The organism is Actinosynnema sp. ALI-1.44 (assembly GCF_001984155.1).
Lineage (GTDB): Bacteria > Actinomycetota > Actinomycetes > Mycobacteriales > Pseudonocardiaceae > Kibdelosporangium.
Genome location: NZ_MTQO01000033.1, coordinates 189,882 through 207,253, shown reverse-complemented (window position 1 = coordinate 207,253; position 17,372 = coordinate 189,882). Strand labels below are relative to the sequence as shown.

At 68.4% G+C, this 17,372-nt stretch carries 14 protein-coding genes and 1 pseudogene; 10 read left to right on the top strand and 5 right to left on the bottom strand.

Annotation, left to right across the window (positions count from 1 at the left end):
• Window positions 1-213, top strand: a pseudogene (locus ALI144C_RS07655) (manganese catalase family protein); the annotation flags it as partial.
• A gap of 10 nt (window positions 214-223) precedes the next feature.
• On the top strand, window positions 224-799 hold the full coding sequence (locus tag ALI144C_RS07650) for a carboxylate-amine ligase (protein ID WP_076986290.1): 576 nt from the start codon (window positions 224-226) through the stop codon (window positions 797-799).
• Between the two features lie 27 nt (window positions 800-826).
• Here the strand turns inward: ALI144C_RS07650 and ALI144C_RS07645 are convergent, their stop codons facing one another.
• The 3 genes from ALI144C_RS07645 to ALI144C_RS07635 all read right to left on the bottom strand — a co-directional run bounded on the left by ALI144C_RS07645 (window position 827) and on the right by ALI144C_RS07635 (window position 2,463).
• On the bottom strand, window positions 827-1,000 hold the full coding sequence (locus ALI144C_RS07645) for a CDGSH iron-sulfur domain-containing protein (protein ID WP_143230493.1): 174 nt from the start codon (window positions 998-1,000) through the stop codon (window positions 827-829).
• 225 nt (window positions 1,001-1,225) lie between these two features.
• On the bottom strand, window positions 1,226-2,140 hold the full coding sequence (locus tag ALI144C_RS07640) for an IS3 family transposase (RefSeq protein ID WP_076986289.1): 915 nt from the start codon (window positions 2,138-2,140) through the stop codon (window positions 1,226-1,228).
• Window positions 2,140-2,463, bottom strand: a complete 324-nt coding sequence (locus ALI144C_RS07635) for a transposase (protein WP_076986288.1) — start codon at window positions 2,461-2,463, stop codon at window positions 2,140-2,142. Before ALI144C_RS07635 ends, ALI144C_RS07640 begins: the two co-directional genes overlap by 1 nt.
• 199 nt (window positions 2,464-2,662) lie before the next feature.
• On the opposite strand from ALI144C_RS07635, the gene ALI144C_RS07630 reads away from it, so the two are divergent.
• The 3 genes from ALI144C_RS07630 (at window position 2,663) to ALI144C_RS07620 (ending at window position 6,770) form a co-directional block, all read left to right on the top strand.
• Entirely contained in the window at window positions 2,663-3,877 is a 1,215-nt protein-coding gene (locus ALI144C_RS07630; RefSeq protein WP_202818882.1) for a vanadium-dependent haloperoxidase, read from the top strand.
• 109 nt (window positions 3,878-3,986) lie between these two features.
• Window positions 3,987-5,138 carry a sialidase family protein gene (locus tag ALI144C_RS07625; protein WP_143230489.1) on the top strand — a complete coding sequence of 384 codons (1,152 nt, stop codon included), beginning with the start codon at window positions 3,987-3,989 and terminating at the stop codon, window positions 5,136-5,138.
• A gap of 57 nt (window positions 5,139-5,195) precedes the next feature.
• A complete protein-coding gene (locus ALI144C_RS07620; RefSeq protein WP_143230488.1) occupies window positions 5,196-6,770 on the top strand; it encodes a serine/threonine-protein kinase in 1,575 nt (524 codons plus the stop codon).
• Between the two features lie 171 nt (window positions 6,771-6,941).
• Here ALI144C_RS07620 and ALI144C_RS07615 read toward each other — a convergent pair whose 3' ends face one another.
• Window positions 6,942-9,230 carry a S9 family peptidase gene (locus tag ALI144C_RS07615; RefSeq protein ID WP_076986285.1) on the bottom strand — a complete coding sequence of 763 codons (2,289 nt, stop codon included), beginning with the start codon at window positions 9,228-9,230 and terminating at the stop codon, window positions 6,942-6,944.
• 339 nt (window positions 9,231-9,569) lie between these two features.
• Here ALI144C_RS07615 and ALI144C_RS07610 point away from each other — a divergent pair, with 339 nt between their 5' ends.
• The 5 genes from ALI144C_RS07610 to ALI144C_RS07590 all read left to right on the top strand — a co-directional run bounded on the left by ALI144C_RS07610 (window position 9,570) and on the right by ALI144C_RS07590 (window position 16,999).
• Window positions 9,570-12,707 (top strand): BTAD domain-containing putative transcriptional regulator, encoded by a 3,138-nt coding sequence (locus tag ALI144C_RS07610; protein ID WP_076986284.1) that lies wholly within the window; start codon window positions 9,570-9,572, stop codon window positions 12,705-12,707.
• Between the two features lie 168 nt (window positions 12,708-12,875).
• Complete coding sequence (locus tag ALI144C_RS07605) at window positions 12,876-14,360, top strand: MFS transporter (protein WP_076986312.1); 1,485 nt, start codon at window positions 12,876-12,878, stop codon at window positions 14,358-14,360.
• A 29-nt stretch (window positions 14,361-14,389) separates the two neighbouring features.
• Window positions 14,390-14,590: a ferredoxin gene (locus tag ALI144C_RS07600; protein ID WP_076986283.1), complete on the top strand. Its 201-nt coding sequence runs from the start codon at window positions 14,390-14,392 to the stop codon at window positions 14,588-14,590.
• Window positions 14,587-15,774, top strand: a complete 1,188-nt coding sequence (locus ALI144C_RS07595) for an NAD(P)/FAD-dependent oxidoreductase (protein ID WP_076986282.1) — start codon at window positions 14,587-14,589, stop codon at window positions 15,772-15,774. Before ALI144C_RS07600 ends, ALI144C_RS07595 begins: the two co-directional genes overlap by 4 nt.
• 13 nt (window positions 15,775-15,787) lie before the next feature.
• Window positions 15,788-16,999: a cytochrome P450 gene (locus ALI144C_RS07590; RefSeq protein WP_076986281.1), complete on the top strand. Its 1,212-nt coding sequence runs from the start codon at window positions 15,788-15,790 to the stop codon at window positions 16,997-16,999.
• On the opposite strand, the gene ALI144C_RS54190 is transcribed toward ALI144C_RS07590, so the two are convergent.
• Window positions 16,968-17,198, bottom strand: coding sequence for a hypothetical protein (locus ALI144C_RS54190; protein WP_143230487.1), 231 nt, complete (start codon window positions 17,196-17,198; stop codon window positions 16,968-16,970). The two genes, ALI144C_RS07590 and ALI144C_RS54190, sit on opposite strands and share 32 nt — an antisense overlap.
• Window positions 17,199-17,372 lie beyond the last annotated feature (174 nt).

Genomic DNA, 17,372 nt, shown 5'->3' with positions numbered 1-17,372 from the left:
TTCAGCGACGGCGCGCAAGCAGGCGACGGGCCCTGGGCGTCCGGTCCTACCCCGGACGGCAAGGGCGAGTTCAGCTACCACGACGGCCCCACCACCAGTATGCCGATGCCACCCCCCACCCACCCGGACGCCCGCTTCTACGGCACCACCGAAATCCCCAACGTCGTGGAGAAAGCAGCGGGCACCGAGCAGGACAAGCTCAAAAAGGAGTGACGCCAAACAGATGACATGCGGTGTGGAAGAAGAGTTCCTGCTGGTGGACTTGGGTTCACGCAAGACTGTGAGCCGCGCGGACGTCGTCCTCAAACGAGTCGACGGCGCGCGTTTGCCACCCGGCGCCGAGACGCACAGCGAATTACTCACCAGTCAGGTGGAGTTCGCGACCGGCGTGTGTGCGTCAACGACCGAAGTGCGTAGCCAGCTCATCGCCGGCAGAAAGGCGCTCACCGCGGCGGCACGAGAAGAGGGGCTGGCACTGGTCTCTTCCGGGACCGCGGTGCTGACCAACCCGGATGTCACCGCCGCCGAAGGCGAACGCTTCGGTCGGATCACGGCGACGTACGCGGAGCTCCTGCGCGACTACCAGGTCTCCGGTTGTCATGTGCACATCGGAGTGTCTGATCGGGACACAGCGATCGCGGTGATCAACCATCTGGGCACCTGGCTTCCTGTGCTTCTGGCCCTCTCGCCGAACTCGCCGTTCACTGACGGCAGGGACACCGGCTACGCCAGTTGGCGTATGGTCCAGCAGTCCCGGCTGCCGGGCAGCGGCCTGACACCGCGCGCTGCCCGAGGTTAGGGTGGCGCGAAACCGTACGTCACTACGTCACTCCTGAGACCCGTCACGCCGGACCCGCCGCCGGTGGCTGGTGTCACACAGCGGGAATCGCTTGCTGCGCCGACACGCACACACCGCGACCACAACACGATCGGACCGCACCACCGTGCCGTCCTCGGTAACCAACTCGACGGGCCCGTCCACCAGGACGGGCCCCGTGATGGTGGAGGCGTAGGCGGCGCGGTTCGCTCCGGTGACCGTGCCTCCCAGGCGCTGCGCGGACGCGACCACTCATGGAAGAAGCGGCGGTCTCGGCAGATGGTCGAGTGCGACACACTAGGGAGAGCCGCCGTGCTCACCAGTTTGATGCGTGCTGCGCGAGCACTCAGATGGAACGAGTGTGGTGCGTGAGGTTCACCCCGAACGGTGGACAGGGGCTTACACAGTTCAGGCGACCGCTCGGAGCGAGATCTCGTAGTCGTCAGGATTGAGCATCCCGATCGCGGAGTGCCGCCGCACACTGTTGTAGAACGTGACCCAATTGTCAACCGCAGCAACGAGTTCCGTCTTCGTCGCATAGACATGACGGTAATAGTGCTCATGTTTGAACGTCGACCAGAACGACTCCGCCGGGCTGTTGTCCCAACAGATCCCAGTCGCGCCCATCGACCGGCGCAGCCCGTGCCGGAAACACGCCCTCGCCGTCAGGTGCGCCGTAAACTCCCCGCCACGGTCGGAATGCAGGACCGTTCCACGGGACCTGCCGCCACGGGCCTCGACCGCCCGGGCGATGGCGTCGGTAACCATCTCGGCGCTGATGTGGTCAGCGACGGTGTAGCCCAACACCTTCCGGGAGTGCCCGTCCCGGATCGCGCACAGGAACATGTCCCCTTCACCGCAGGACAAATACGTGATGTCGGTCAGCCACACCGCATCCAGCCGACCCTGGTCGAACTGCCGCTCGACCAGGTCAGGCGGAAACGACGCGGACGGGTCGACCACCGTCGTCTTGACCTTGAACGTGCGCGGGCTGATGCCCTCCAACCCGATACCGGCCATGATCTTCGCGACGGTCTTCGCCGTCACCACCTCGCCCCGCCCACGCAGTTCCGCGGTGATCCGCGGTGACCCGTAGGTGCCGCGTGAGTCCTTGTGCGCCTGGGTGATCTTCACTTCCAGATCCGCGCGGCGCTGCTGGCGTGAGGTCACCACCGTTGCCACAGCCCGTTTCACATGCGCGTAGTAGCCGGAGGACGACACGCCCAGCAGCCGTGCCATGCGGCGGATGGAGAACCGTTCGCGCTGCGGCCTGGCGGTGCCGGTGGTCCCAGCGGCGTCGTCGGGGCCGGCGTACTTGGCCATCAGAGTGAACCGGGCCGGTTCTTCTGCATCGCGGCAAAGTACGCCGAGGCTTTTACCAGGAACGCGTTGTCCTTCTCCAACTCGCCCACCTGCCGCCGCAGGCGCTGCAACTCGGCCCGTTCGCCCGCGTCCAGGGCCGCGTCGCCGTGGGCCTCAACCGCGGCGGTTCGGCGCCGTTCGTCTTTGACCCAGACGCTGAGCATGCCCGCGTCGATGCCCAGCTCGCGGGCGACCTCGGAGATCGTGCGGCCGGAATCGATCACCCGGTGGGCAGCCTCGACCTTGTACTCGGCCGTGTACGAACGGCGCTTACGAGGAGGCATGAGGACATCCTTCCAGCAGGACAGCTGCTCCTGCTAACTCGGTGTCCACTACTCGGGGTGAACCTCAGCGGGCGCAGTATTGCGCTTGCGGAGCCCGCGGCGATACGTTGCGTAGCGGTCTCGATGCCGCACGGATACCCCGAGGTTGACGATGATCATAACGCGCCAAGTGGCGATTCTGGCAACTTTCGCTCTGACAGTGCCGTTGACGATCGCACCGCCGACCACCGCCGCTGCGATCGCGTCACCGAACGCGGTCGTCGTCTGGGACATCAACGCGCAGACCGCGATCTGGGACATCGCACAACAGGCCCCGCCGCAGGTCGCCGGACGCGGGTTCGCGATGGTCAGCGGCGCGGTCTACGACGCGGTGAACACGATCGCCGGCACGCCCTACAAGCCCTATCTCGTCGCACCGCGAGCCAACGGCCACGAGTCCACGGACGCCGCCGTCGGCACGGCCGCCTACCGGGTGCTGGACGCCATTTTCCCAGCGCAGCGGGAAAGACTGCGCAAGCAGTACACCACATGGCTCGCCGGCATCCCAGAAGGCCCGGCGAAACGTGGCGGCATCCGGGTCGGCGCCCAGGCGGCCAAGGCGATGATCACCACACGGCACAACGACGGCGCCTTCGATCCCCGGCTCTGGACCGTCGGCACCAAGCCGGGGATGTATCGCCCCACTCCGCCGGGCTTCGAGAACACCGGCGCCTGGGTCGGTTTCCTGAAGCCGTTCGCCATCCCGGACGCGACGATGTTCCGCACCCCCGGGCCGCCCGCGGTCACGAGCGACAAGTACACCCTCGATTTCGACGAGGTCAAGCGGGTCGGCTCGGCGACGAGCACGGTCCGCACCGCGGACCAGACCGATGCGGCGTTGTGGTGGCACGACCGGCGTTCGGTCAGTTGGGGGATGAAGCGCGACCTCGCCCTCACCCAGAGACTCAGCGTGCTGGAAACCGCGCGCTTCTACGCTTTGGCTGACTTCACCGGCACAGACGGCGCGATCGCCTGCGCGAACGACAAGGAGTTCTGGCACTTCTGGAGGCCGGTCACCGCCATCCGGTCCGCCGACACCGACGGAAACCCCGCCACCACAGCCGAACCCGGCTGGACTCCACTGGTGACCACCCCGCCGAATCCCGACTACCCGTCCGGCCACACCTGTCGCACCGCCGCACAGATGACGGCGTACGCGCACTTCTTCGGTCGGGACAAGGTCGCCTTCAGCGCGTTCAGCGTCGACAGCGGCACCAGACGGCACTTCGGCAGTTTCTCGCAGGCGACAGCCGAGGTTGTCGGAGCACGCATCTGGGCAGGCATCCACTTCCGCTCCGCGGACGTCGACGGCACCACACTCGGTGCGGCCGTGGGCAAGCACATCACGAAGCACTACTTCCAGCCGCGCCGGTAACCTCCCCCGGCGCCGTGCGCTACGGGCCCCAGTTCGTCACCCGATCAAGGGACACCGTCACTACAATCGGTGTCAATATGATCACCTGAAGTAGTTGGAGGTGGCCTGGGTGTTGATGGCAGGGGCGGTGGCGGTGCTGGTCTCGACGCTGGTGAGTGCCCCGGCACCGGAACCCCGTGTGCTGTACGACGGTGGCAGCTTCTACCCGCGTGTCATCCGTTTGGAGCACAGCGGTCCGGCGAACGGAACGATCCTGGCGAGCATCACCACGAACTTCGGTTCGCAGGGCGCGGGAGTGATCAGTGCGAGCAGGGACGGTGGCGACACGTTTCAGCAGATCGCCACCATCGAAGACCCTGCCGCCGCCAACGGTGTGGGAATCTGCTGTGCCTACCTGTACGAATTACCGTCGCCTGTCGGGGCGTTGCCCGCGGGCACCGTGTTGTGGGCTGTCACCGTGGGATACCAGGCGCCGGACAGCCAACGCCACACCCGGCAACGGTTGTGGGCCAGCCCGGACGCAGGTCGGAGCTGGCGGCACCTGTCGGACATCGCTGTGGCGCCGAACCAGCACAACACCTGGGAACCGAGCCTCGTCGTGGCAGCCGACGGCGCGCTGGTCGCGTTCTACTCCGACGAGACCGACAAGGCGCACCACGACCAGAAGCTCGTCCAGGTCAGATCCACCGACGGCATCACGTGGACCGATTACCGGAACACCGTGGTCAACGCGGACTGGTACGTCCGACCGGGGATGATCAACACCATCCGGTTGCCCGACGGCTCCTACTTCATGACCTACGAGGTCTGCAACAACGACCTGGTTCACCTCTGCAGCGCGTACTTCCGCCGTTCGACCGACGGCTGGGACTTCGGCGATCCGAACGACCTCGGCACGGTGATCCGCACCGCGGACGGCAAGTACGGCAGGCACACACCGACCGTGGCGTGGAGTCCCGGGCCGGGTAGTGCGGGCACGGTCCTGGTGATCACCGAGATGCTCGTGCAGGACGACGGCAGCATCGCGCCGGGCAACGGCAAAACCATCCTCGCCAACGACCACGTCGGCATCGGCCCGTGGTACGAGATCCCCGCACCGGTGCCCGTCGACGGTGTCGACAACGAGGGCTGCCGCAACTTCAGCCCGCATCTGCTGCCCGCCACTGACGGGAGATCCGTACTCGAGGTGACCACGAACTACGACGGTCCCGTCTGCAAGACCTACTACGCCACAGGTCCGTTGACCTCGCCCGGCCGGTGACACCGCGGTGCGGGGCCCGCCACCCGACCGCTGGGGGTGGCCGCGCGCACTGTTCACATGTTGAGCCACAAGACGTCCTCAGCACGCCATGCCTCGTTGTTTCGAAGATGTCTTCCGGTGCAACCCCATCATGTGTGCGATGACGACCGGTTGATCGCGGGACGCTACCGACTGGCTGCGATTCTGGGACGTGGCGGTATGGGCGTGGTGTGGCGGGCCTACGACGAGCGGCTGCACCGGAAGGTCGCAGTCAAACGGCTGCTGGTGCCGACCGAGCTGACTGGGCCACAGGCCGAGGAGGCCATGCGGCGAGCCACGCGGGAAGGGCGTTTCGCCGCGAAGTTGCAGCACCGCAACGCGGTGACGGTCTACGACGTCGTCCACGATGACGGGTACTCCTACCTGATCATGGAATACCTGCCGTCGCGGAGCTTATCCCAGGTTCTGGCCGAACGAGGCCCTCTGCCGATAGGTGAGACGGCCAGTATCGGCAGCCAGGTCTCGGACGCACTGGACCACGCACACGCAGCCGGGGTGGTGCACCGGGATGTCAAGCCGGGCAACATCCTTCTCGGTCATGACGGCACAGTGAAGATCACCGATTTCGGAATCTCCCGGGCGGTCGAGGAAGTCGGTGCGACCACCAGCGGAACAGCGGTCGGAACCCCTGCCTACCTGTCCCCGGAGGTCGCCAGAGGCGAGCACGCGACGTTCTCGTCTGACGTGTATTCCCTCGGTGCCACGCTGTACGCGGCGCTTGAAGGGACACCGCCGTCCGGGTCTGGCGACAATGCCATGGCGTTGCTGCACAAGGTCGCGTCCGGTGAAGTCACCGCACCGACTCAGGCCGGCCCGATGACGCCCCTTCTGACACGGATGTTGCGCCTTGATCCCGCGCGACGACCGACTATGGCCGAGGTCAGGGACACGCTGGAGACACTGCGGTCGAATCCCGTGGCGGTTGCCGCGACCACCCATGAACCACGATCCGAAATCCAGGTCGGCGAACCCGACGCGGCTACTGAACGCGTTGAACCACAACCGACACTAGTCAGACGACGGACGACCCTGTTGGTCACCGGTGCACTGGTCATCCTGGCCGTAGCCATGCTGGCCGGGCTCCTGACGCAGGACCGGGAGATCACCACCAGTGGCGCACCGCACCCTTCGGCCGCGCCAAGCATGCCGTCGTCGGACATTCCTGTCTCCCCCCAGCCACTCACCACCGCCACTTCCTCGGCCACCGCCCCACCCACCACATCCCAAGTGCCCGCGACGACCTCCGCGCCCAACGACGGCCCTGCCGCGTTGTCCGCGGTGATCACCGAGTACTACGCGTTGATGCCTGGGCGACTGCCGGAGGGCTGGGATCGGTTGACACCCAGATACCAGCAGAACCCAGCCGGTGGACGCGGCGGCTACCAGACCTTCTGGGATCGGATCAGCGGTGTCCGCACCACAGGTGTGACACCGGTGGCAGCCAACGCCGTTGAGGCCACGGTCGAATACAACTTCAAGAACGGCAAGGTGGTCCGCGAGCGGCACAGGTACATCCTCGTCAGGCAAGGCGCCCGCTGGAAGATCGACCAGTCCACAGTGCTCAGCAGTCAGACTTACCGTCAGGCGGCATAGTCACAGAACAGGGTGGAGCATTATCAGTGCCGTGATGCGCGGAGTTCGGTCCCTCGGATGACCTGTTCGTGGGTGGGGCCGTCTGTGGAGGGTGGTCCATGGCGCGGGTATCGCGAGGCGGCAGGAACGGTCACGTCGGAGCCACCGTCCTCAGTGGACATACATTGCCCTTCAGAACCAGTCGGCGAAGGGGCCCGCGCCGAGGGGCACCGGCTTGACGCGGTAGTTCGGCGGTTGGGCGCCCATCAGCTCGCGCACCAGGAAGTCCCATCGACGCTGGAACAGATAGTGGTCGTAGCCGAAATAGGTGTGCTCGGCGCGTGGGATGACGACCAGGTCGAAGTCCTTGTCCGCGGCGATCAGGCTGTCGACGACCCGCATCGTGTTGACGATGTTGACGTTGGTGTCCATGCCGCCGTGGATCAACTGGAGCTTCCCCTGCAGCTTGTGGGTCACGTTCTCGTTGGCGGCCATGCCGTAGTCGGTCTCCCCCGCCGGACCTTCGTAGGCCTCGGCCCATTGGGCGAAACAGCTCCGGATGTCGTGCGAGCCGCAGTTGGCCGAACAGACCCGGTAGAAGTCGCCATAGTCCAGGATGGCGCGCAACGCGGCCTGCCCGCCGGCGGACTCGCCGAATACGCCGACCCGGTCGAGGTCCATCCACGGCCGGGTGGCGGCGAGTTGCCTGATCGCCGTGACGTGGTCGGCCAGGCCGCCGCCGTCGGCCAAGTTGCCGTAGGAGGCGTCGTGGAACGCCTTGCTCCGCCCCGGAGTTCCGCGCCCGTCGATGGCGACCACGACGAACCCGAGGGCCGCCACGGACTCGGCCGCACTGCTGAAGACGTCGTGGAACACCGGACCGACCCGGTTGGTCTGCGGGCCGGGGTAGACGTGGTCGACCACCGGGTAGCTCTCCCGCGGGTCGAAGCCGTGGGGCTTGTACAGCACGCCGTGGATGTCGGTCTGGCCGTCGGCGCCCTTGACCCAGAAGTGTTCCGGCGGTGTCCACCCCAGCGCGGTCAGCCGGGTGATGTCGGCGCGCTCCAGTTCCACGAGCACGTTGCCGCCCCAGTCCCTGGCCGTGACCACCGGCAGGTGTTGCGTGGTGGACGCTGTATCCAGGAAGTAGGCGCGATTCGGCGCCACGACGACCGCGTGGTCGAGGTCGTCGTCGACCAGGCGGGTGAGGCCGCCGTCGTCCAGGCTGACCCGGCAGATCGAGCGTCGCAGTGGGTCCTCGGCGACCAGACCGCACACGGTGAGGTACACCAGTCGCCGCTTCTCGTCGACGCGCAGGATGTCCCGTACCAGGAACTCGCCTGAAGTCAGTTGCCGGCGCGGCTCACCGGTGTTCGCGTCGTACAGGTAGAGGTGGCCCCAGCCGTCGCGTTGCGAGAACCAGATCACCTCCGCGCCCCCGGACAGGACCTTGACCAGCGGGTACTGCAGGTTCTCGCCGCCGGTGAACTGGTTGGCTTCCAGGCGGGTCGGCCCGGACTCGGTCAGGATCGCGGTCACCTCACCGGTCGCCGGGTCGAGCCGGTTCAGCTGAATGGTCCGCTGGTCACGTGGTTGGCCGAGGAAGTAGACCGCCGAACTGTCCGCGGACCACCACGCCGACGCGGTCGTCACCGGCGACATGAGCGACATCGGCAACGGATCCGCCTGGGCCGCGACGACGTCGCCGGTACGGACGTCGAGCACGACCAGTTCGGCCATGGTGAGCTTCTCGTCCCCAGGGAAGGCGTTGCGCTGGACGTGCCACACGGGCGGGCCGCCGTCGTCCGGGCGGGGGTCCACCAGGTGCGTCGTGCGTACACCCCGCTGGTCGGTGCGGTGGGTCAGCACGCGCGTGGAGTCCGGCGACCACGCGGCGACCGCGGGCATCGAGGGGAGACCGAGCTTGCGAATCACGGTGGAGTAGTGCAACCAGTCCGGGCCGGTACCGTAGTCGTGGTCCACCACACCGTCGGTGGTCAGCACGCGCTCCGTACCGTCCTCGAGCGTGCGGAGCCAGATGTTGTTGTCACGGGTGTAAACGGTGTGCGTGCCGTCCGGTGACGCCACTTCGAGCACGCCGCGAGTGGGCTTGCGCGGTGTTCTCTCGCAGACGTAAGTGTCCAGTGAGCACCGCCAGTGCTCGTCGAACGCGTCGAACTCGACCGCGTCGCCGGTCAGGTCGATGGCGGGGAAGGGCAGGGTGGCCGGATCGACCTCCCTGCCAGCGGCCGCGGCCAGGGCGCTGGCCAGCCGGTCGTGGTCGAACGCCGCCACCCGGGTGCCCGCCGCCGGGTCGGCGAGGACGAACCGCTGGCCGCCTGCCGCGTTGACCCGGTACCAGAAACGGCCCCCGTCCCCGATCCAGACCGGCCTGACCCGGTCGTGGTGCACGAGATCGGACCGGTACTGCCTCATCAGTTTCTCGGCGGTCTGGTACGCCGCGACATCAAGCTGCTTCATCACTTCCCCCTGAGAATGGGCACGAGGTGGTTTGTCAGGGCATGACGGCTGCCGACCTGGCCTGGCGTCTGCGAGTCAGCCCGGGTTCATCTCCACGGCGGTCAAGTACCTGGAGGAGACCGAACTGCTGACCCGTGTCCCTTCGTCGCTTCATACGGCCGTTACGTTTTCGGGCCGCGCTTACAGGCGTCTTCGACCTCTCTTCCAGCACGCGTCGGACGCTCTAAGAGGTTTCGAGGCGGCGACACGCGCATGGCGGCGGGGCACAACCCGGACCACGCTCGGACCAGCGATCACTCACCGCAGTTGATCGGTTCTCCTGCCGATAGCCTGTGGGGCATGCGGATTGAGGTGCTGGGACCGGTCCGGGCCTACGCCGACGACGGTGCGCCGATCGACGTCGGCGGCGTCATGGTTCGCGCGCTGCTGGCCCGGCTGGCTCTGGCCGAAGGCGAGCTGGTGTCGGACGACGCCCTCGTCGACAGCCTGTGGGGGGATCGCGGCGGCACCGTCAACGCGCTGCACGGGCTGGTGCATCGACTGCGCAAAGCTCTGGGCGAGGCCGAGACCGTGGAGCGGGCGGCCGGCGGGTACCGCCTGCACGTACCCGTCGAGAACGTCGACGCCTACCGGTTCGAGGAGAAGGCGAAGCGGGGCGGTCGCGAACTGGCCGCGGGCGCCGCTCGGCGAGCCGGTTCGCTGCTGGACGAGGCGCTGGCAATGTGGCGGGGAGACGCGCTGGCCGACGTGCGCCAGACCCCCTTCGCCCGCAGGGCCGCCGTGCGGCTGGCCGAGCTACGCGTCGCGGCCATGGAAGACCGGTTCGAGGCGGAGCTGCGACTGGGCCGCCACGACGAGATCCTGGCCGATCTGACCGCGGCGGCCGCCGATCACCCGTTGCGCGAACGGCTGGCAGGCCTGCGGATGCGAGCCCTGCACGCGGCAGGCCGCCAGTCCGACGCGCTGGCCGCCTTCGAACAGGTCCGCAGCACGCTCGCCGAGGAACTGGGCGTCGACCCGTCCGCGCAACTGCGCGAAACGTACCTGGCCGTGGTGCGGGGCGAGCGGGAAACCCCCGAGGCGGGACAGGCTCGACCGGACGCGGTGCCGGGACACCTGCCTGCCCGGTTGACCAGCTTCGTCGGCCGGGCGCAGGAGCTGGGGCTACTGGCCGGGTTGCTGGCGACCTCTCGCCTGGTCACCGTTGTCGGCCCCGGCGGTGTGGGCAAGACCCGGCTGGTCGTGGAGGCGGTGAGCCGGCATCGAGCCCATCGGCGTGGGCGTGTCTGGTTCGTCCCCCTGGCCGGGGTGACCACGGCGGACGGGCTGCCCGAGGCGGTGCTGGGCACGCTCAGCGTCGCCGATGCCCGGCCGTCCGGTACGCCGCTGGAGCGGGTGGTCGATCTGGTCGCCGGCGGCGCGGGCGTGCTGGTGCTCGACAACTGCGAACAGATCTCCGGACCTGTCGCGGAGTTCGCCGGGCGGTTGCTGGAGCGCCAGCCGGACCTGACCATCCTGGCCACCAGCCGGGAACCGCTGGACGTCATGGGCGAGGCGCTGTGCAGGCTGGGCCCGCTCGAACTGCCGCCGGCGCACGGGGATTCCGCGCGGGCCGGCGAGTCGGCCGCGGTGCGGCTGTTCCTTGACCGCGCGGCGGCCGTACAGCCCGGCTTCACGCTGGACGCGCCGACCACGGCCACAGTCGTGGACGTCGTGCGCCGCCTGGATGGGCTGCCGCTGGCCCTGGAGCTGGCCGCGGCGCGGCTACGGAGCATGAGCGCCGACGAGATCGCCCGGCGACTGGATGACCGCTTCCGGTTGCTGAGCACCGGCAATCGGGCCGCCCAGCCGCGACAGCGAACGCTCCACGCGGTCATCGAATGGAGCTGGGGCCTGCTCACCGATCAGGAGCGGACGCTGGCCCGCCGAATGTCGATCTTCCCGGCGAGGACCGGGATCGCCGCGATCGAGGCGGTCTGCCCGGATGAGGCGCTCGCCCCTGGCGAGGTCGTCTACCTGCTGGACTCCCTGGTCGACAAGTCCATTGTGGAGCGGGTCGGCGACGGCTACCGGATGCTGGAGACCATCCGGGCCCATTCGGCGGACAAGCTCCGCCTCGCGGGGGAAGCCGAAGTCGTCCTGCACAGGCTCGCGCGGCACTTCGCCGACCTGGCCGAGGAACACGAGCCGCTGCTGCGGTCGGCCAAGCAGGTGGAGGCGCTGCGGCTGTTCCAGGCCGAATACGACAACCTGATGTTCGCCTTGCAAACGGCCGTCGACACCGGCGACGCCACCGTGGCGGCCCGCCTCCTCGGCCCGCTGTACTGGTACTGGGTCGTGCTCCGCTACGACGCCCGGGCCGATGCCTACGTCGCCAAGGTCGCCGGGTTCGGCGACGCGCTGCCCGCGGCCGCTCGGGCCGCCTTCACCACCATTCACGTGGTCGCCGAGGAGGGCGGGCTGGTCAGGGACCCCGAACGGCTGCGCGGGCTCATCGACGACTGCGCGCACACCGGCGCACTGCGGCGTTATCCGATGCTGCTGATGATAACGCTTCCGATGGCGGCGGTACTCGGGCTGGACGAGCTGGCCGACCGGGAGATCGCCCGGGTGCGCGGCGGCTCGGATCGTTGGGCGGTCGCCTGCACCTACATGATCGAAGCCTTACGTCATCGCGAACGGGGCGACCTGGAAAGCTCCGCGACCGCGATGGCGGCGGCGCTGCACGCGTTCCAAGAGGTGGGCGATCAGTGGTGGACGGCGAAAGCGCTGTACGGCCTGGCGCAGCTGCACGCTGTCGGTGGCGAACACGACAAGGCGATCGCCGCCTACGAGCACAGCTTGGCGATCGCCACCGACCTCAGCTCGCAGGACGAGGTCTCGACCCGGCTCGCGCTCGCCACCGAACGCATGCGCGTCGGCGACCTTTCCGGCGCCCGGCACGACATCGAAGCCGCCGAACTGGCGGCATGGAAGCGCGGCGAGCCCATGTTGGAGATCTCGGTGCTGAGCAGTCTGACCGAGCTGTGTCGCCGCTCCGGCGAGATCGAACGGGCCAACCAGGTTCTCGACCGGGTGGCGACGCTCGCCCGCCAGGTGCTTCCGGCGGAGACGATCGAGGACATCCTGGTGCCTGCCAGGATGGCGAACCTCCTCGCCGCCGGGGACGCCGCGTCCGCGCGCGAGTTGCTGCCCCGTGCAGTGCGGGCGGCGCAGGCGCAGATGGACACCCCTTCGGCCGCTCAGCTCCTGGCCCGGTTGCTGTTCCTGGAGGGTGATCCGGCAGGCGCGGCCATCGCGCTCGGCCTGAGCCAGGCCATCCGCGGCAAGTTCGACCACGGCGACACCGAACTGCGCTCCCTCGCGGAGGTTCTCACGCGACAGCTTGGCCGTACCGGCTACGACACGGCCTACCGACAAGGCGCCGACATGTCTGCCCACGAGGCCATCGACCGCCTGACGAAGCTGTGCTCATAAGGCCATTTCGCAGGCCGTGGGGAACCGTCGTCGTCGAACCGGTCGGTGAGCACACCGGGGCAGGGCGGCATCCCGTCAAGGCCTGAGTCCTGGTCACTTACAGCGCGCTGGACGACCTGGCAGCGCGTTATAAGGCGGCTGTAATTCGCGGTGGGCACCGTTGCGGGCATGTCGGACGTGAAACGGAACCCGCGACGTTGGTTGATCCTGGGCGTGTTGTGTCTCAGCACGTTGGTGCTGACCGTGGACAACCACGTGTTGATGGTGGCGATCCCCGCGCTGGTGCGTGATCTGGGCGCTGACTCCCAGGACATCCAGTGGGTCACCGATGCCTACATCCTGGCGTGCGCTGGTCTGCTGCTGACCGCGGGCAGCCTGTCCGACCGGTACGGCAGACGGCGGGTGATGGTCATCGGGCTGGTGGTGTTCGGGCTGGCCTCGCTGGTGGCGGCCTACGCCACCAGCCCGGGGCAGCTGATCGCGGGCCGGGCGTTGATGGGCGTGGGCAGCGCGCTGGTGCTGCCCAGCACGCTGTCGATCCTGATCACGGTGTTCGACGACGAGGAGCGCCGGATGGCCACCTCGGCGTGGTCGGCGGTGCTGATGCTCGGCATGGTCGGCGGGCCGATCCTCGGCGGGACGCTGGTGACCAGCTTCGGCTGGGGGTCGGTCTTCCTGGTCAACATCCCCATCGCGGTCGTGGCGATCATCGCGGCGCTGGCCCTGATGCCCGAATCCAAGGCACCCGCCCGCAGGGCCGACCCGGTCGGCGCGGTCCTGTCGGTCATCGGCCTGACCGCGCTGGTCTGGGCGATCATCGAACTGCCGGTGACCGGCCTCGGCCACCGCGACACCCTCATCAGGCTCGGTGTCGCGGTGGTCGCCCTGGTGGCCTTCGCGATCTGGGAGACCAGGACCTCCGCACCGATGGTGCCGCTGTCGCTCTACCGGCAGCGCGATTTCAGCGGGGGCAGCTTCGCGCTGGTCCTGACCCAGATCGGGCTGGCTGGGCTGGTCCTGGTGCTGACCCAGTACCTGCAGTTCGTGCTCGGCTACACCCCGACCGAGGCAGGCACGGCCATGGTGCCCGTGGCGCTGGCCACGATCCTGACCAACGCCTTCGGCGCCACCCTGGGCCGCAGGATCGGCAACCGGACCATGACCGCGGTCGGGCTGACCATCCTGGCCTGTGGATTCGCCCTGCTGGCCAACCTCAGCCCGGACAGCGAGTTCGTGCTGGTGGCAGCGATCCTGGCCGTGTTCGGCATCGGCGCCGGACTCGCCCAGCCCGCCGCGGTCGCGGCGCTGATGAGCACCGTGCCCGAGCAGCACGCCGGAGTGGGCTCCGCGGTGAACGACACCATGCAGCAGGCCGGCGGCGCCCTGGGGGTGGCCATCCTGGGCAGCGTGTTCGCCGGCGGCTACACCGCCGAGATGCCCGCCGGCCTGCCGGAGAAGGCTCGTGCGTCCATCGGTGACGCCCTCGCGCTCGGCGACCCGGGAATCACCCACGCCGCGCGCGGGGCGTTCACCTCCGCCATGGCCATCACCTGCTGGGCCACCGCGGGCCTCGTGCTGGTCGCGGCCGCGGTTGCCCTGCTGGTCATGAAGGGCAGGTCCGCCGCGGCCCAGTCGGAACCCGCGAACGTGTGAATTCCCAGGCAACTCATCGGAAGGAAGTCATGAAGGTCATTGTGGACCAAGTCAAGTGCGTCGGCGGCGGCCAGTGCGTGATCGCCGCGGAGGAGGTGTTCGAGCAACGCGACGAGGACGGCATCGTCGTGCTGCTCGACCCGACGCCGCCGCCCGAGCTGCACGACGCGGTGCGGGAAGCCGTGATGCTGTGCCCGGCCGCCGCGATCTGGGTGGAGGACCGGGCGTGAGCATCCCGGACGACGTGCTGGTCGCCGGTGCTTCGGTCGGCGGGCTCACGGTGGCCGAAGCGCTGCGCCGCAAGGGATACACCGGCCGGATCCGAATCGTCGGGGAGGAACCGCACCTGCCCTACGACCGGCCGCCGCTGTCCAAGGAGGTGCTCACCGGGACCTGGCCGGTCGACCGGATCTACCTGCGCGGCCAGGACCGCCTGGCGGAACTCGGGGTCGACTGGGTGCTGGGCGTGCGGGCCGAGCGGCTCGACCCGCACGCCCGCACGGTGAAGACCGACGACGGCCGGGTCCTGCCCTACGGCGCACTGGTGATCGCCACCGGCCTGGTGCCCCGCCGCCTGCCCGGCCAGCCCAACCTCGCCGGTGTGCACACCCTCAGGTCCCTGGACGACACGCTCAACCTGAAACGGGAACTGCAGGACGCGCACCGGGTCGTCGTGGTCGGGGCCGGAGTGCTCGGCTGCGAGATCGCCGCCGCCGCTCGCACCCTGGGCAAAGCGGTGACGCTCGTCGATCCCGAATCGACCCCGATGGCCCGCCAGCTCGGCGTCGAACTCGGCCGACACGTCGCGGCCATGCACGAAGCCCACGGCGTGCGGTTGCACACCGGCACCACCGTGACCCGGCTGCTCGGCACCGACGGCAGGATCAGCGCGATAGCCCTGCCCGGCAACCAGATCGTCGAAGCGGACGTCGTCGTCCTGGCGGCCGGATCCATTCCGGCCACACGATGGCTGGACGGCAGCGGTCTCGACCTCGACGACGGAGTCGGCTGCGACGCCTCGCTGCGTGCCGCGCCTGATGTGTACGCGGTCGGCGACGTGGCCCGATGGCCCGCCCCCTGGACCGACACCGCCCTACGGCTGGAAACCCGCACCAACGCCACGGAGCAGGCGCTGGTCGTCGCCGACAACATCCTCGGTGCCGACCGGCTCTACCGTCCCATCCCCTATTTCTGGTCCGACCAGTACGACACCAAGATCCAGGTGCACGGCGTGATCACGCCGCACGCCCGGACCCGGGTGGTGGAAGGCGATCCCCGTGAGGGTCGTTTCCTCGCCCTGGCCGAGGACGGAGGCGTCGTCACCGCCGCGATCGGCTGGAACAACCCCCGTGGCGTCCGCACCGCACGCCGCCTGCTGGGGCACGAGACCAACCTCATCACCACCACCGACTAGGAGAAGTCGCACGATGACCGAACTGTTCACCCAGGTGGAACTGCTGTACCGGCGGTCCCCCGACCACCCGTTCAAGCTGATGCCGGAACTCACCCGGCTGCGCGACGAGCGACCGCTGACCAGGATGCGCTACCCCGACGGACACGAAGGCTGGCTGGCCACCGGTCACGCCGAGGCCCGCGCCGTGCTCGAACACCCCCGGTTCAGCAACCGCCCCGAACTGCACCACCTTCCCCTGCCCGGGATGACCGAGCCCCTGCCACCCGCCGTGCCGGGCGATCTGCTCGGACTCGACGCGCCGGAGCACACCCGCTACCGCAAGCTGCTGGCCGGCAAGTTCACCCCCCGCCGGATGCGGCAGCTCACCGAGCGGATGGAACACTTCACCACCGAACGCCTGGACATCATGGCCGCCCAGCAGCCGCCGGTGGACCTGATGCAGGTCTACGCACTGCACATGCCCGCGCAGATGATCTGCGAACTGCTCGGCGTCCCTGCCACCGACCGCGAGTACTTCCAGGGCCTGGTGAACGGGATGTTCGTGAACGACGGCATGAGCGCGGAGGAAGCGGCTGCCGCCCTCGGCCACGCCTGGTCCGGGTTGTCGGCGTACATCAGCGAACTCGTCAAGGCCAAGCGCGTCAACCCCACCGATGACGTGCTCAGCGACCTGACCACGAGCGACCTCAACGAAGAGGAACTCATCGGCGTCGGGACGTTTCTGCTGGGCGCGGGCATGCACACCACCGCCACCGTGATCGGGATGTCCACGTTCGCCCTGCTGATCCACCCCGACCAGTTCGCCCTCCTGCGCGACGACCCGGCGCTGATCACCGGTGCCGTGGAGGAACTGTTGCGCTACACCGGCATCGGCCCCGGCACCGTCCGGACCGCGCTGGAGGACGTGCGGATCGAGAACCAGCTGATCCAGGCCGGGCAGTCGGTCACCATCGTCATGGACACGGCCAACCGCGACCCGCGGCGGTTCGGCGACGCGGACGACCTGGACCTGCGCCGCAACGCCGCCGGACACCTCACCTTCGTCCACGGCGTCCACCAGTGCCTCGGCCAGCACCTGGCCCGGATCGAGCTGCGCGTCGCCCTGTCGGCGCTCGTCACCCGCTTCCCCACCCTGCGCCTGGCCATCCCCGTCGACGAAGTGCCCATGACCACCAACACCAACGTCTACACGCTCAACCAGCTCCCGGTCGCCTGGGACGCCTGACCCATAGGGGGCCTGGCCCGGGAGAGTCGCCGGTATCGGGCGACTCTCCCGGGCACGAGCCGAACTCCGCTTCGATGCCCGCCGCCATTGCCCTGATGAACTGGCTCGAGTCACCGGTGGAGACGACGTTGCCCGCCGACCAGAACAGCGAGGTGTAGAACTCGGTGACGTTGAGCGTCGGCGTGCTGGGGTCTTCCATCAACGACACCCACCGTCCTGCTGGCCGAGCGCGCTGGGCTGGCGGACGGTGAGTGGACGCCATCAGCATCTCCTACACCCTGCCAGGCAGTGAAAACACGCTACGCGGCCAGATCGCCGATGCGTTGGACGATCGCGGGGTGACGATCACCGCGGCGGCCGGAGACCTTGGCTT

What these genes read in the sequence shown, in the direction of transcription:
- ALI144C_RS07650 (WP_076986290.1), top strand. Translation starts at nt 224, where the DNA reads ATGACATGCGGTGTGGAAGAAGAGTTCCTGCTGGTGGACTTGGGTTCA.
- ALI144C_RS07640 (WP_076986289.1), bottom strand. Translation starts at nt 2,140, where the DNA reads ATGGCCAAGTACGCCGGCCCCGACGACGCCGCTGGGACCACCGGCACC.
- ALI144C_RS07635 (WP_076986288.1), bottom strand. Translation starts at nt 2,463, where the DNA reads ATGCCTCCTCGTAAGCGCCGTTCGTACACGGCCGAGTACAAGGTCGAG.
- ALI144C_RS07620 (WP_143230488.1), top strand. Translation starts at nt 5,196, where the DNA reads ATGTTGAGCCACAAGACGTCCTCAGCACGCCATGCCTCGTTGTTTCGA.
- ALI144C_RS07615 (WP_076986285.1), bottom strand. Translation starts at nt 9,230, where the DNA reads ATGAAGCAGCTTGATGTCGCGGCGTACCAGACCGCCGAGAAACTGATG.
- ALI144C_RS07610 (WP_076986284.1), top strand. Translation starts at nt 9,570, where the DNA reads ATGCGGATTGAGGTGCTGGGACCGGTCCGGGCCTACGCCGACGACGGT.
- ALI144C_RS07605 (WP_076986312.1), top strand. Translation starts at nt 12,876, where the DNA reads ATGTCGGACGTGAAACGGAACCCGCGACGTTGGTTGATCCTGGGCGTG.
- ALI144C_RS07600 (WP_076986283.1), top strand. Translation starts at nt 14,390, where the DNA reads ATGAAGGTCATTGTGGACCAAGTCAAGTGCGTCGGCGGCGGCCAGTGC.
- ALI144C_RS07590 (WP_076986281.1), top strand. Translation starts at nt 15,788, where the DNA reads ATGACCGAACTGTTCACCCAGGTGGAACTGCTGTACCGGCGGTCCCCC.
- ALI144C_RS54190 (WP_143230487.1), bottom strand. Translation starts at nt 17,198, where the DNA reads ATGGAAGACCCCAGCACGCCGACGCTCAACGTCACCGAGTTCTACACC.